The organism is Pseudomonas sp. 10-1B (assembly GCF_000935045.1).
Taxonomy (GTDB): domain Bacteria; phylum Pseudomonadota; class Gammaproteobacteria; order Pseudomonadales; family Pseudomonadaceae; genus Aquipseudomonas.
Map to the genome: position 1 here is coordinate 43,168 of NZ_JYKS01000014.1, position 14,607 is coordinate 57,774.

15 protein-coding genes are annotated in these 14,607 nt (G+C 63.1%); 13 read left to right on the forward strand and 2 right to left on the reverse strand.

Annotation, left to right across the window (positions count from 1 at the left end):
• The first annotated feature begins 18 nt into the window (after positions 1–18).
• From TZ03_RS09950 to ispD, 5 genes are all read left to right on the forward strand, one after another.
• Positions 19–1,647 (forward strand): CTP synthase, encoded by a 1,629-nt coding sequence (locus tag TZ03_RS09950; protein WP_051097429.1) that lies wholly within the window; start codon positions 19–21, stop codon positions 1,645–1,647.
• A gap of 3 nt (positions 1,648–1,650) precedes the next feature.
• Positions 1,651–2,496, forward strand: coding sequence for a 3-deoxy-8-phosphooctulonate synthase (gene kdsA, locus TZ03_RS09955; protein WP_051097430.1), 846 nt, complete (start codon positions 1,651–1,653; stop codon positions 2,494–2,496).
• A 153-nt stretch (positions 2,497–2,649) separates the two neighbouring features.
• Positions 2,650–3,939: a phosphopyruvate hydratase gene (gene eno, locus TZ03_RS09960; protein ID WP_051097431.1), complete on the forward strand. Its 1,290-nt coding sequence runs from the start codon at positions 2,650–2,652 to the stop codon at positions 3,937–3,939.
• 168 nt (positions 3,940–4,107) lie between these two features.
• Positions 4,108–4,389 (forward strand): cell division protein FtsB, encoded by a 282-nt coding sequence (ftsB, locus tag TZ03_RS09965; protein ID WP_051097432.1) that lies wholly within the window; start codon positions 4,108–4,110, stop codon positions 4,387–4,389.
• A complete protein-coding gene (ispD, locus tag TZ03_RS09970) occupies positions 4,386–5,093 on the forward strand; it encodes a 2-C-methyl-D-erythritol 4-phosphate cytidylyltransferase (protein ID WP_051097433.1) in 708 nt (235 codons plus the stop codon). Before ftsB ends, ispD begins: the two co-directional genes overlap by 4 nt.
• 132 nt (positions 5,094–5,225) lie before the next feature.
• On the opposite strand, the gene TZ03_RS09975 is transcribed toward ispD, so the two are convergent.
• Positions 5,226–6,122: a LysR substrate-binding domain-containing protein gene (locus TZ03_RS09975; RefSeq protein ID WP_051097434.1), complete on the reverse strand. Its 897-nt coding sequence runs from the start codon at positions 6,120–6,122 to the stop codon at positions 5,226–5,228.
• A gap of 108 nt (positions 6,123–6,230) precedes the next feature.
• Here TZ03_RS09975 and TZ03_RS09980 point away from each other — a divergent pair, with 108 nt between their 5' ends.
• From TZ03_RS09980 to rpoS, 8 genes are all read left to right on the forward strand, one after another.
• A complete protein-coding gene (locus TZ03_RS09980) occupies positions 6,231–7,343 on the forward strand; it encodes an S-(hydroxymethyl)glutathione dehydrogenase/class III alcohol dehydrogenase (RefSeq protein WP_051097435.1) in 1,113 nt (370 codons plus the stop codon).
• Between the two features lie 8 nt (positions 7,344–7,351).
• On the forward strand, positions 7,352–8,206 hold the full coding sequence (gene fghA, locus TZ03_RS09985) for an S-formylglutathione hydrolase (protein WP_051097436.1): 855 nt from the start codon (positions 7,352–7,354) through the stop codon (positions 8,204–8,206).
• Between the two features lie 177 nt (positions 8,207–8,383).
• A complete protein-coding gene (gene ispF, locus TZ03_RS09990; RefSeq protein WP_051097437.1) occupies positions 8,384–8,857 on the forward strand; it encodes a 2-C-methyl-D-erythritol 2,4-cyclodiphosphate synthase in 474 nt (157 codons plus the stop codon).
• Entirely contained in the window at positions 8,854–9,912 is a 1,059-nt protein-coding gene (gene truD / locus TZ03_RS09995; protein WP_051097438.1) for a tRNA pseudouridine(13) synthase TruD, read from the forward strand. Before ispF ends, truD begins: the two co-directional genes overlap by 4 nt.
• Positions 9,900–10,649, forward strand: a complete 750-nt coding sequence (surE, locus tag TZ03_RS10000; protein ID WP_051097439.1) for a 5'/3'-nucleotidase SurE — start codon at positions 9,900–9,902, stop codon at positions 10,647–10,649. Before truD ends, surE begins: the two co-directional genes overlap by 13 nt.
• Positions 10,650–10,684: 35 nt before the next feature.
• Positions 10,685–11,323: a protein-L-isoaspartate(D-aspartate) O-methyltransferase gene (locus tag TZ03_RS10005; protein ID WP_162470270.1), complete on the forward strand. Its 639-nt coding sequence runs from the start codon at positions 10,685–10,687 to the stop codon at positions 11,321–11,323.
• A 207-nt stretch (positions 11,324–11,530) separates the two neighbouring features.
• Complete coding sequence (locus TZ03_RS10010; protein ID WP_051097440.1) at positions 11,531–12,391, forward strand: peptidoglycan DD-metalloendopeptidase family protein; 861 nt, start codon at positions 11,531–11,533, stop codon at positions 12,389–12,391.
• Positions 12,392–12,499: 108 nt separating this feature from the next.
• A complete protein-coding gene (gene rpoS / locus TZ03_RS10015) occupies positions 12,500–13,507 on the forward strand; it encodes an RNA polymerase sigma factor RpoS (protein WP_003252351.1) in 1,008 nt (335 codons plus the stop codon).
• Positions 13,508–14,271: 764 nt separating this feature from the next.
• Here rpoS and fdxA read toward each other — a convergent pair.
• Complete coding sequence (gene fdxA / locus TZ03_RS10020) at positions 14,272–14,595, reverse strand: ferredoxin FdxA (protein ID WP_051097441.1); 324 nt, start codon at positions 14,593–14,595, stop codon at positions 14,272–14,274.
• Positions 14,596–14,607 lie beyond the last annotated feature (12 nt).

Below are 14,607 nucleotides of genomic sequence, written 5' to 3' on the forward strand. Positions count from 1 at the left end.
AGACTTCTAGGGTTTTTCATGACGCGCTACATATTCGTCACGGGCGGTGTTGTTTCTTCATTGGGGAAAGGCATTGCCTCGGCTTCCCTGGCGGCCATCCTGGAAGCGCGGGGCCTGAAGGTCACCATGCTCAAGCTGGATCCGTACATCAACGTCGATCCGGGCACCATGAGCCCGTTCCAGCACGGTGAAGTGTTCGTCACCCACGATGGCGCCGAGACCGACCTCGACCTGGGCCACTACGAGCGGTTCATCCGCACCACCATGACCCAGAACAACAACTTCACCACCGGTCGCATCTACGAGCACGTGCTGCGTAAAGAGCGTCGTGGTGACTACCTGGGCGCGACCATCCAGGTCATCCCGCACATCACCGACGAAATCAAGCGTCGTATCATCAAGGGTGCCGGCGATGCCGACGTGGCCCTGGTGGAAATCGGCGGTACCGTCGGCGACATCGAGTCGCAGCCGTTCCTCGAGGCCATCCGCCAGCTGCGCGTCGAAGTGGGCTCCAAGCGCGCCATGCTGATGCACCTGACCCTGGTCCCGTACATCGCCACCGCTGGCGAGACCAAGACCAAGCCGACCCAGCACTCGGTCAAGGAGCTGCGCTCCATCGGCCTGCAGCCGGACGTGCTGATCTGCCGCTCCGACCACCCGGTCGATGCTTCGTCGCGTCGCAAGATCGCGCTGTTCACCAACGTCGAAGAGCGTGCGGTGATTTCGCTGGAAGACGTCGACACCATCTACAAGATCCCGGGCGTGCTGCATGCACAGGGCCTGGACGACTTCGTCGTCGAGCGCTTCGGCCTGCAATGCAACAGCGCCGACCTGTCCGAGTGGGACAAGGTAGTCGATGCCAAGCTCAACCCTGAGCAAGAAGTGACCATCGCCATGGTCGGCAAGTACATGGAGCTGCTGGACGCGTACAAGTCGCTGATCGAAGCGATGAGCCACGCCGGCATCACCAACCGCACCAAGGTAAACCTGCGCTACATCGATTCGGAAGACATCGAGAACCAGGGCACCAGCCTGCTGGAAGGCGCCGATGCCATCCTGGTCCCGGGCGGTTTCGGCCTGCGCGGCGTGGAAGGCAAGATCACCGCGGTGCAATACGCCCGTGAGAACAAGGTGCCGTACCTGGGTATCTGCCTGGGCATGCAGGTAGCCGTGATCGAATTCGCCCGTAACGTGATGGGCTGGAAGGATGCCAACTCCACCGAGTTCGACCGCAACAGCGGCCACCCGGTGGTCGGCCTGATCACCGAGTGGGCCGATGCCACCGGTGCCGTCGAGACCCGCAGCGAAGCTTCCGACCTGGGCGGCACCATGCGCCTGGGCGCACAGGACTGCCAGCTGGCCGCCGGTTCCAAGGTGCATGACTGCTACGGCAAGGACGTGATCACCGAGCGTCACCGTCACCGCTACGAAGTGAACAACAACCTGCTGCCGCAACTGGTCGATGCCGGCCTGGTGGTTTCCGGCCGTTCCGAAGACGGCGCGCTGGTAGAGGTGGTCGAGTCCAAGGACCACCCATGGTTCGTCGCCTGCCAGTTCCACCCGGAATTCACCTCGACCCCGCGTGACGGCCACCCGCTGTTCAGCGGTTTCGTCAAGGCAGCCCTGGCTCAGAAGAACAAGGCCTGATCAATGACCCAGAAGATCATTCGCGTCGGTAACATCGAGATCGCCAACGACAAGCCGTTCGTCCTGTTTGGCGGCATGAACGTCCTGGAGTCCCGTGACCTGGCCCTGAAGGTCTGCGAAGAGTACGTGCGGGTGACCGAGAAGCTCGGTATTCCGTACGTGTTCAAAGCCAGCTTCGACAAGGCCAACCGTTCGTCGGTGACGTCCTACCGTGGCCCTGGCATGGAAGAAGGCCTGAAGATCTTCGAGGAGATCAAGCGCACCTTCAACGTGCCGGTGATCACCGACGTGCACGAGCCTTACCAGGCCGAGCCGGTGGCCAAGGTCTGCGACATCATCCAGCTGCCGGCCTTCCTGTCGCGGCAGACCGACCTGGTGGTGGCCATGGCCAAGACCGGCGCGGTGATCAACATCAAGAAGGCCCAGTTCCTCGCGCCCCAGGAAATGAAACACATCCTGACCAAGTGCGAGGAGGCCGGTAACGACCAGTTGATCCTCTGCGAGCGTGGTTCGAGCTTCGGCTACAACAACCTGGTGGTGGACATGCTCGGCTTCGGCATCATGAAGCAGTTCGAGTACCCGGTGTTCTTCGACGTGACCCACGCCTTGCAGATGCCGGGTGGCCGCTCGGACTCTGCCGGTGGCCGCCGCGCCCAGGTCACCGACCTGGCCAAGGCTGGCATGAGTCAGGGCCTGGCTGGCCTGTTCCTCGAAGCACACCCTGATCCGGACAACGCCAAGTGCGATGGCCCATGCGCCCTGCGCCTGGACAAGCTGGAGCCGTTCCTGGCCCAGCTCAAGCAACTGGACGACCTGGTGAAAAGTTTTCCGACGGTAGAAACCGCGTAAAGCTCATTTCTCGGGTAAAGTACCGCCCGTTCCACCCCCTGACCTATCGGTCAGGGGCTCCCTTCGCCAGGCCTGCCCGTGCCATGTCGCCTGGTGAACGGCAAGAATTCCCAAAGCTGCGTTGTTTTCGTCAATTCTGGAGTGCTTACAACAATGGCAAAGATCGTCGACATCAAAGGTCGTGAAGTTCTCGATTCGCGTGGCAACCCCACCGTGGAAGCCGATGTGCTGCTGGACAACGGCATCATCGGCAGCGCTTGCGCGCCGTCCGGTGCTTCCACCGGCTCGCGCGAAGCGCTGGAGCTGCGTGATGGCGACAAGAGCCGTTACCTGGGCAAGGGCGTGCTGAAGGCCGTCGGCAACATCAACGGCCCTATCCGTGACCTGCTGCTGGGCAAGGACCCTGCCGACCAGAAGGCTCTGGACCGCGCCATGATCGAACTGGACGGTACCGAGAACAAGGCCAAGCTGGGCGCCAACGCCATCCTGGCCGTTTCCCTGGCTGCCGCCAAGGCCGCTGCCCAGGACCAGGACCTGCCGCTGTACGCGCACATCGCCAACCTGAACGGCACCCCGGGCCAGTACTCGATGCCGGTACCGATGATGAACATCATCAACGGTGGCGAGCACGCCGACAACAACGTCGACATCCAGGAGTTCATGGTTCAGCCGGTTGGCGCCAAGACCTTCTCTGACGGCCTGCGCATGGGCACCGAAATCTTCCACCACCTCAAAGCCGTGCTGAAGGCCCGTGGCCTGAACACTGCCGTAGGTGACGAAGGTGGCTTCGCCCCTAACCTGGCTTCCAACGAAGACGCCCTGGGTGCCATCGCCGAAGCGGTCGAGAAAGCCGGCTACAAGCTGGGTACCGACGTGACCCTGGCCCTGGACTGCGCTGCTTCCGAATTCTACGAAGACGGCAAGTACAACCTGTCCGGCGAAGGCAAGTCGTTCGACGCCGAAGGCTTCGCCGACTACCTGAAGGGCCTGACCGAGCGCTTCCCGATCATCTCGATCGAAGACGGCCTGGACGAGTCCGACTGGGCTGGCTGGAAAATCCTCACCGACAAGATTGGTGAAAAAGTCCAGTTGGTGGGTGACGACCTGTTCGTGACCAACACCAAGATCCTCAAGGAAGGCATCGAGAAGGGCATCGGTAACTCGATCCTGATCAAGTTCAACCAGATCGGCTCGCTGACCGAAACCCTGGAAGCCATCCAGATGGCCAAGGCTGCCGGCTACACCGCGGTGATCTCGCACCGTTCCGGTGAAACCGAAGACTCGACCATTGCCGACCTGGCCGTGGGTACTGCCGCGGGCCAGATCAAGACCGGTTCGCTGTGCCGCTCCGACCGCGTTTCCAAGTACAACCAGCTGCTGCGCATCGAAGAGCAACTGGGCGCCAAAGCGGTTTACCGTGGTCGTGCCGAGTTTCGCGGCTAAGCAAGAGATGGTAAAAAGACAGCAGCCGGAGCTGCAGGGACGTTCGTACTGAATGTTCCTGTGTTCCAACGGGTTTCTGTCGACGAAGCCTGGCCTCGGCCAGGCTTCGTGCTATTCGAGGCCCCGAAGTAACAAGTACGCGGCAGCCTTTTTAACCTGGATAACGTGATGCGCAGTCCCTATTGGGTGTTCCTCGTTCTGCTCCTGCTGTTGGGTGGCCTGCAGTACCGCCTGTGGGTGGGCAGCGGCAGCCTGGCGCAAGTGACCGAGCTCAAGCAGCAGATAGCCGAACAGCATGCCGAGAACGAGCGCTTGCTCGAGCGTAACCGCGTGCTCGATGCCGAAGTGCTGGAGCTGAAAAAAGGCATGGAGACCGTTGAAGAGCGGGCTCGCCATGAATTGGGGATGGTCAAAGAGGGCGAAACCCTCTTCCAGTTGCCACAGAAATGATCGATACCTTGCCGGCCTTCTGGGCCGTGATTCCTGCTGCGGGCGTTGGTGCCCGCATGGCTGCCGACCGTCCCAAGCAATACCTGGAACTGGCCGGGCAGACCCTTCTCGAGCACAGCCTCGACTGTTTTCTTGGCCACCCGGCGCTCAAGGGCGTGGTGGTCAGTATCGCCGAAGACGACCCGTACTGGCCTGGCCTGCGCTGCGCCAGCGACCCGCGCATCCAGCGCGCGGCGGGCGGGCGTGAGCGCGCTGATTCGGTGCTCAATGCCTTGCTGCTGCTGCATGCCCAAGGGGCAGCGGACGGCGATTGGGTGCTGGTGCACGATGCCGCGCGGCCGAACCTGGCGCGCAGCGACCTGGACAAGTTGTTGTCGGAGCTGGCGCACGACCCGGTGGGCGGCCTGCTGGCAGTGCCGGCGCGCGATACCCTCAAGCGTGCCGATGGCAATGGCCGGGTGAGCGCCACGGTGGACCGCAGTACCATCTGGCAGGCGTACACACCGCAGATGTTCCGCCTGGGTGCCTTGCACCGGGCGCTGGCCGAGTGCCTGGTGTCGGATATAGTGGTGACCGATGAAGCCTCGGCCATCGAATGGTCCGGCCAGGCGCCGCGGCTGGTCGAAGGGCGCAGCGACAACATCAAGGTGACCCGGCCGGAAGACCTGGAGTGGTTGCGCCAGCGTTGGGCTGGACGCCGCTGAATTTCGTATTCCTGTACCGGCCTCTTCGCGGGCTTGCCCGCTCCCACAGGGACCGCACACCTCTTCAGGTTTGCGCTGTTCCTGTGGGAGCGGGCAAGCCCGCGAAGAGGCCGGTACAGACAACACATCCCTTCAGTTGAAACGATACTCCGGCAACCCCGCCAACCCCTCCTTCAGGTAATCCACCAACCGCCGCACCTTAGGCGACAAATGCCGTTGCTGCGGATACAACGCCCAAACCGCCGTGTTCGGCGGCTGGTGCGCCTCCAGCAACGACACCAGCGCACCGCTGTGCAGATGTTCCAGCACGTAATAGTCCGGCAGCTGGCACAAGCCCATCCCCTGCAACGCCGCATCCAGCACTGCCTGGCCACTGTTGCAGCGCCAGTTGCCCTGCACCCGCTGGCTGATCTCGCGGCCGTCCTGCAGCAGTGCCCACATATCCGAACTGCCCACCAGGCAATTGTGGCGGGCCAGCTCCGACAGGCTATGCGGCCGACCATAACGCTCCAGGTAAGCCGGCGAGGCGCACAGGTACATGCGCCGAGGCGCCAGGCGGGTGGCCACCAAGCGGGAGTCAGCCAGGCGGCCCAGGCGGATGGCCAGGTCCATGCCTTCATGCAGCAGGTCCAGGGTGTGGTTGCTCAGTTCCACGTCCACCCGCAACTGCGGGTACAGCGCCATGAACCGTGTCACCAGCGGCACGATGAAGCGCTCGCCATAGGCCACCGCACAGGTCATGCGCAGTAACCCCTTGGGTTCGCTGGCCAGGTCGCCCATGGCGCGCAAGGCTTCCTCGCGGCCATCCTGCAGGCGCTGGCAGTGCTGCAGAAAGGTCTGCCCGGCCTCGCTCAGGGTTACCCGGCGGGTACTGCGGTATAGCAGGCGTGTCTGCAGGCGCTCCTCCAGCCGGGCGATTTGCCGGCTGATGTGCGATGAGGACACGCCCAGGCGTTCGGCGGCCGCAGTGAACTGGCCCGACTCGGCCACGGCGACGAACTCGTCGATGCCTTCCCAGCGGCTGCTCATGGATTATCCCTGTGTGGCAATAATGTTTTGTCTTTGGCTGGATTATTCATCAAAAGGCAGTGAATTACACTTGCCAGACCGAATCGATCCTCTGTCTGGAGACCTTTGATGATCAAGTCCCGTGCTGCCGTAGCCTTCGAAGCCAAGAAACCGTTGGAAATCGTCGAAGTCGACGTGGCCATGCCCAAGGCGGGTGAAGTGCTGCTGCGCGTGGTCGCCAGCGGTGTCTGCCACACCGACGCCTACACCCTGTCCGGTGCCGACCCGGAGGGTATCTTCCCGTCGATCCTCGGCCACGAAGGCGGCGCGATCGTCGAAGCGGTAGGCGAGGGCGTGACCTCGGTCGCCGTCGGTGACCACGTCATCCCGCTGTACACCCCCGAATGCGGCCAGTGCAAATTCTGCCGCTCCGGCAAGACCAACCTGTGCCAGGCCATCCGCGCCACCCAGGGCAAGGGCCTGATGCCGGACGGCACCACGCGCTTCTCCTACAAAGGCCAGCCACTGTTCCACTACATGGGCACCTCGACCTTCTCCGAGTACACCGTGCTGCCGGAAATTTCCGTGGCCAAGATCCAGAAAGAAGCGCCACTGGAAAAGGTCTGCCTGCTGGGTTGCGGCGTCACCACCGGTATCGGTGCGGTGCTCAACACCGCCAAGGTCAAGGCGGGTGACACCGTGGCCATCTTCGGCCTCGGCGGCATCGGCCTGTCGGCAGTGATCGGTGCAGTGAAGGCCAAGGCCTCGCGCATCATCGCCATCGACATCAACCCGGCCAAGTTCGAAATCGCCCGCCAACTGGGTGCCACCGACTGCATCAACCCGAAAGACTACGACCGCCCGATCCAGGAAGTGATCGTCGACCTTACCGATGGCGGCGTGGATTTCTCCTTCGAGTGCATCGGCAACGTCCAGCTGATGCGTGCGGCCCTGGAATGCTGCCACAAGGGCTGGGGTGAGTCGGTGATCATCGGCGTGGCCGGTGCCGGCCAGGAAATCTCCACCCGTCCGTTCCAGCTGGTCACCGGCCGGGTATGGCGTGGTTCGGCGTTCGGCGGCGTGCGCGGCCGCAGCGAGCTGCCAAGCTACGTGGAAATGTCCGAGAAGGGCGAGATCCCGCTGGATACCTTCATCACCCACACCATGGGCCTGGAGGACATCAACAAGGCCTTCGACCTGATGCATGAAGGCAAGAGCATCCGCAGCGTGATCCACTTCTGAGGTCAGCCATGAGCCTGGATAACATCTCCTGCCAGAAGAGCTTCGGCGGCTGGCACAAGCGTTACCGGCATCACTCCAAGGTGCTGGGCTGCGACATGGTGTTCGCCGTCTACCTGCCGCCGCAGGCCGAACAGGGCGAGAAGCTGCCGGTGCTGTACTGGCTAAGCGGCCTCACCTGCACCGACGAGAACTTCATGCAGAAGGCCGGCGCCCAGCGCCTGGCCGCGGAGCTTGGGTTGATCATCGTCGCCCCGGACACCAGCCCGCGTGGCGAGCAGGTGCCGGGCGACCCTGACGGCGCCTGGGACTTCGGCCTGGGAGCCGGCTTCTACCTCAACGCCACCCAGCAGCCCTGGGCCCAGCACTACCGCATGCACGATTATGTGGTGGAGGAGTTGCCGGCGCTGATCGAGGCGCACTTCCCGGCGTCGGCCGAGCGCAGCATCAGCGGCCATTCCATGGGTGGCCATGGCGCGCTGGTGTGCGCCTTGCGCAACCCGGGGCGCTACCGCTCGGTGTCGGCGTTCTCGCCGATCAGCAACCCGATGGACTGCCCGTGGGGCGAGAAGGCCTTCGGCCGCTACCTGGGTGAAGACCGTGCGCGTTGGCGGGAGTGGGATGCCAGCGTACTGCTGGCCGAGACCCCGAGCGGCGAGTGCCCGCCGTTGCTGGTGGACCAGGGCGACCGTGACGACTTCCTCGAGAAGCAGCTCAAGCCCGAGGCGCTGGAGCAGGCTGCGCGCAAAGGGGGGCATGAACTGACCCTGCGTCTGCAGCCGGGGTATGACCACAGCTATTACTTCATCGCCAGCTTCATCGAAGAGCACCTGCGCCACCATGCGGTGGCGCTGGGGCGGGTGTAAGGCATAGCTGCGGTGTTTGCCTCATCGCCGGCAAGCCAGCTCCCACAGGTACTGCACAGGCCTGATGGGCTGTGGTGATCCTGTGGGAGCTGGCTTGCCGGCGATGGGCTGCGAAGCAGCCCCAATGGCGTCTAAAGCAGGTAGAATCACGCCCTGACTCATTCAGGGCGTTTTCTTATGCGTATTGGCCACGGCTACGATGTGCACCGTTTCTGCGACGGTGATTTCATTACCCTGGGCGGGGTGCGTATCCCCCACAAGTACGGCCTGCTGGCCCATTCCGACGGCGACGTGCTGCTGCACGCCTTGAGCGATGCCTTGCTTGGCGCGGCAGCGCTGGGCGACATCGGCAAGCACTTCCCCGATACCGACCCGCAGTTCAAGGGCGCCGACAGCCGCGTGCTGCTGCGCCATGTGCTCGGTATCGTCCAGGCCAAGGGTTGGAAGGTCGGCAACGTCGACGCCACCATCGTCGCCCAGGCGCCGAAGATGGCCCCGCACATCGAGACCATGCGCCAGCTGATCGCCGAAGACCTGCAAGTCGCGCTCGACCAGGTCAACGTCAAGGCCACCACCACCGAGAAGCTGGGCTTCACCGGCCGCGAGGAGGGTATCGCCGTGCATTCGGTGGCCCTGCTGCTGCCAGCATGACCGAACTGGAATTGCTGGGCCCGCGCGCAGCGGGTGAACCACTGGGCACCGCCGTACTCAAGGCGGTGGCCGAAGACTTCCAGGTCGACGAAGTGCTGGATATCCCGCTGTCCGGCCAGGGCGAGCACTTGTGGCTATGGGTCGAGAAGCGCGACCTGAACACCGAAGAAGCTGCCCGCCGCCTGGCCCGCGCCGCCGGCGTGCCGGTACGCAGCATCAGCTACGCCGGGCTCAAGGACCGCCAGGCGCTGACCCGCCAGTGGTTCAGCCTGCACCTGCCGGGCAAGGCCGACCCGGACCTGTCGCGTGCCGAAGATGCCAGCCTGCGCGTGCTCAAGCAGGTGCGCCACCAGCGCAAGCTGCAGCGCGGTGCGCATTCGGCCAACGGCTTCACCCTGCGCCTGACCGCCCTGGCCGCTGATCATCAGGCGGTGGATGCGCGCCTGGAACAGCTCAAGCAACAAGGTGTGCCCAACTATTTCGGCACCCAGCGCTTCGGCCACGCTGGCGGCAACGTCCACGACGCCCTCGACTGGGCCGCGCGCAAGGCCCTGCCCGAACAGCGCAACGTGCGTTCGCGGCTGCTCTCGGCCGGGCGTAGCTACCTGTTCAACCAGGTGTTGGCCGCCCGGGTTGCCGAGGGCAGTTGGGCACGTGCCCAGGTGGGCGACCTGCTGGCCTTCACCGACAGCCGCAGCTTCTTTCCTGCGGGTGAGGCGGAATGCGGCGATCCGCGCCTGGCGATTCTCGACCTGCACCCGACCGGCCCGCTGTGGGGGGAGGGCGATTCGCCTGCCGCAGCTGCCACCGCGCACCTGGAGAACGCTGTCGGCGCACGGCAGCCGGCACTTTGCCAGTGGTTGGCCCAGGCGAGAATGGATCACGAACGGCGCATTCTGCGGCTCCCTATTGGCGGCCTGACGTGGCATTATCCCGAGCCTGATATCCTGCAACTGGAATTCGTCCTGCCGGCTGGATGCTTCGCCACCGTGGTGGTGCGTGAAGTCGTGGATCTGGTGTCGGCAGGGCAGACGGACAGCCCATGCGTATTCTGATTTCTAACGACGACGGTGTTACCGCACCCGGCATCGCCGCGCTGCACGCTGCGCTGGTGGATTACGCCGAGTGCGTGGTGATCGCCCCGGAGCAAGACAAGAGCGGCGCCAGCAGTTCGCTGACGCTGGACCGGCCACTGCACCCGCAGACCCTGGCCAACGGCTTCATCAGCCTCAACGGCACGCCGACCGACTGCGTGCACCTGGGGCTCAATGGGCTGTTGCCGCACACGCCGGACATGGTCGTGTCGGGGATCAACCTGGGGGCCAACCTGGGCGACGACGTGCTGTATTCGGGCACGGTCGCCGCGGCGCTGGAAGGCCGGTTCCTCGGCGGTACCTCGCTGGCGTTTTCGCTGTTGTCGCGCCAGCCGGACAACCTGCCGACCGCGGCCCATATCGCCCGCCGCCTGGTCGAGGCACAATCGCGCCTGGCACTGCCGCCACGTACCGTACTCAACGTCAACATCCCCAACCTGCCGCTGGAGCACATCCGCGGCATCCAGCTCACCCGCCTCGGTCACCGGGCGCGGGCGGCGGCGCCGACCAAGGTGGTCAACCCGCGCGGCAAGGAAGGCTACTGGATCGCCGTGGCCGGGGATGCCGAGGACGGCGGCCCGGGCACCGACTTCCACGCGGTGATGCAAGGCTACGTATCGATTACCCCGCTGCAACTCGACCGCACCTTCAGTGATGCCTTCGAGCAGCTCGACGGTTGGCTGGAGGGCCTGTTCTGATGCGCGAGGACGATATGCTGCGGCGCGGCATCGGCATGACCTCCCAGCGTACCCGGGAGCGGCTGATCCAGCGCCTGTGCGAAGAGGGTGTTTCCAACACCAAGGTGCTCGACGTGATTCGCCGTACGCCGCGCCACCTGTTCGTCGACGAGGCGCTGGCACATCGTGCCTACGAAGACACCGCCCTGCCGATCGGCCACAACCAGACCATTTCGCAACCGTTCATGGTTGCCCACATGAGCGAGCTGCTGCTCGAGGCCGGGCCACTGGACAAGGTGCTGGAAATCGGCACCGGCTCAGGTTACCAGACGGCGATCCTGGCCCAATTGGTGGAGCGGGTATTCTCGGTGGAGCGCATCAAGGTGCTGCAGGACCGGGCCAAGGAGCGCCTGGTGGAGCTGAACCTGCGCAACGTGGTGTTCCGCTGGGGCGACGGTTGCGAGGGCTGGCCGGCGCTGGCGCCGTACAACGGCATCATCGTCACTGCCGTGGCGCCGGAGGTGCCGCAGGCACTGCTCGACCAGCTGGCACCCGGTGGCCGCATGGTGATTCCGGTAGGGCCGGCCGGCGAAGTGCAGCAACTGATGCTGATCGTGCGCGAGGAGCATGGGTTCTCTCGCCGTGTGCTGGGGGCCGTGCGCTTCGTGCCGCTGCTCAATGGCCCGCTGGCCTGAGCCCCACGGGTATTTTTGCGCCAGTGGCGAATTCTTGCAGCATCGCCCTGTCTATCTGGCGAGATGACGCAGCCGCGCACAGTGCGTCTGGGCTTCGCGCCAGGCCTTTGCATCGGCCCTGCCAATGCGGGCGGGCTTGGTTATAATTGCAACAATATTGCATTTCTTGTCTTCATATCGTTTTTCGGCACCATGAGGGGAGCGCGGGTGGGTCACACAGTCATTCGGCAGCGCAAGGACGGGTCGGGTTTCAAGCTTCTGGTGATTGCACTGGCCATGGGCACGCTACTGATGGGTTGCTCGAGCAGTAGCACCAGCACCGGCGCGCGGGTGGTCGACCGCAACAACGCCGTGCCCAAGCGCCCGACGGTGACCGCCGGGCAATACATCGTCAAGCCGGGAGACACGCTGTTCTCCATCGCCTTCCGCTACGGTTGGGACTACAAGGAGCTGGCCGCACGCAACGGCATCGTGCCGCCCTATACCATCCGCCCGGGGCAAGCGATTCGTTTCAGCAGCGGCGCCACGGGGAGTACCACGGTGGTGTCCAGCCCGTCCTCGTCGAGCCGCACCACGGTCACCCGGCGCCCTGTGGGCAGCCCCCCTCCAGTGCCTGCCAGCACCAGCAAACCGGCCACGCCGGCGCCCTCCACCAAGGCCCCGGTAGCCGCCACCGTGCCCGCCGCGGAGCGCGCGGCAGGCGGCTGGACCTGGCCTGCCAACGGCGTGTTGATTGGAAAATTCGCTTCAAACGGTAGTTTGAATAAAGGCATTGATATCGCCGGTGATTTGGGACAGCCTGTTTTTGCTGCGTCTGATGGTGCAGTGGTCTACGCCGGGAGTGGCTTGAGGGGCTACGGCGAGCTGATCATCATCAAGCACAGCGATACCTACGTCAGTGCCTACGGCCACAACCGCAGGCTGTTGGTTCGGGAGGGGCAGCAGGTCAAGGCAGGGCAGTCGATTGCTGAAATGGGGTCCACGGGCACAGATCGGGTGAAGCTGCATTTCGAGATTCGCCGCCAGGGTAAACCCGTCGATCCGCTCCAGTTCCTGCCACGTCGTTGACCGTTGTACCCGGCCTGTTCCTGTGATGTAGAGGGGACAGGCTCAAGCGCTGCCAGGGATAAAGGTGACGCTCGAGTCTGAGTTCGAACTCAGCAAAGGACTATAACAATGGCTCTCAGTAAAGAAGTGCCGGAGTTTGACATCGACGATGACGTCCTCCTGATGGAGACGGGTATCGTTTTGGAAACGGATGTGGTGTCAGACGAACCTGCTGTATCTTCGGTTCGGACGAGGGCCAAGTCGGGCTCTTCGCTCAAGCAACACAAGTACATCGATTACAGCCGGGCGCTCGATGCCACCCAGCTGTATCTCAACGAGATCGGATTCTCGCCGCTGCTTTCGCCGGAAGAGGAAGTGCACTTTGCGCGCCTGTCGCAAAAGGGCGACCCTGCCGGCCGCAAGCGCATGATCGAAAGCAACCTGCGCCTGGTTGTAAAAATTGCCCGTCGTTACGTGAACCGTGGCCTGTCGCTGCTCGACCTGATCGAGGAGGGCAACCTGGGGCTGATCCGTGCGGTCGAGAAGTTCGACCCGGAGCGTGGTTTCCGTTTTTCGACCTATGCGACCTGGTGGATTCGCCAGACCATCGAACGGGCGATCATGAACCAGACCCGCACCATTCGCCTGCCGATCCACGTGGTCAAGGAACTGAACGTCTACCTGCGCGCCGCGCGCGAGCTGACCCAGAAGCTCGACCACGAACCCTCGCCAGAGGAAATCGCCACATTGCTGGAGAAGCCGGTCGCCGAGGTCAAGCGCATGCTGGGCCTGAACGAGCGGGTGTCTTCGGTGGATGTGTCGCTTGGCCCGGACTCGGACAAGACCCTGCTCGATACCCTGACCGACGACCGCCCGACCGACCCGTGCGAACTGTTGCAGGATGACGACCTGTCGCAGAGCATCGACCAATGGCTGGGTGAGTTGACCGACAAGCAGCGTGAAGTGGTGGTGCGTCGCTTTGGCCTGCGTGGGCATGAAAGCAGCACCCTGGAAGATGTTGGCCTGGAAATCGGCCTGACCCGTGAGCGGGTGCGGCAGATTCAGGTGGAGGGGCTCAAGCGCCTGCGTGAGATCCTCGAGAAGAACGGCCTGTCCAGTGAGTCGTTGTTCCAGTAGCGAAGGCCTGTAGCGCCAAACGCCTCGATGACCTCGGGGCGTTTTTGTATGTTTCATTCGAGATTGCTGGGGGCGCTGTGCGCCCCTTTCGCGACACAAGGCCGCTCCCACAGGGGGGCGCATACCTCCTGTGGGAGCGGCCTTGTGTCGCGAAAGGGGTGCAAAGCAGCCCCAGAAATCTGCCAGGCAAAGCAGATGTTGAATTATGTACCGCGCTACCCCAGTAACATCGCGTGTAAGCCTTTGCTTACTTGTTTTGTAAGCTATCTACGTAAGTCTTGGTAAATCATTGTCGTTTGCAGATCCTGAGTTTTCTCAACTCATTGAAAATCATGGCTTATTTGGCTGTGAGGAAATGTGTCCCCCGTAACACCTTGAGAGATTTGCTGGTTGCCCGCCCGGCTCGAGCCGCTAGTATTCGAACTGTGCACAGGGACATGCACAGGCTTTCAGGACGAAGGCCAGGGACATCGCAAGAAGCGATTTCATCAGGATGATGTTTGGGACAAGCAGGGACTACGGAAAAAATGTGGGCGGGTCAAACCGCCCCTTTTTTTTGCCTGCAGAAAAACAAAAAAGGCCCGTGGGGTAATGCCAGTCAGTTAAGCCATTTGAGGCCGCTGTGCGGCCCATCGCAGGCAAGCCAGCTCCCACAGGGACTGCGCAAAGCCTGAGATCTGCGCGGTACCTGTGGGAGCTGGCTTGCCTGCGATGGGCTGCACAGCAGCCCCAATGTGCCTTATAGGCTTAACTTGCGTGCGCTATCAGCGCTCCAGATCGGCAATCTTGCCGGTCTTGCCGTCCCACTCTTCAGCGTCCGGCAGGGCGTCCTTGCGCTCGGTGATGTTCGGCCAGATTTCCGCCAGTTCGGCGTTCAGCTCGATGAAGTTCTCCATCCCCGCAGGGATTTCGTCTTCCGAGAAGATGGCTTGCGCTGGGCATTCCGGCTCGCACAGGGCGCAGTCGATGCACTCGTCCGGGTGGATGACCAGGAAGTTCGGGCCTTCGTAGAAGCAGTCCACCGGACAGACTTCCACGCAGTCGGTGTATTTGCATTTGATGCAGTTGTCGGTGACGACGAAGGTCATTTCTAGTTCTCT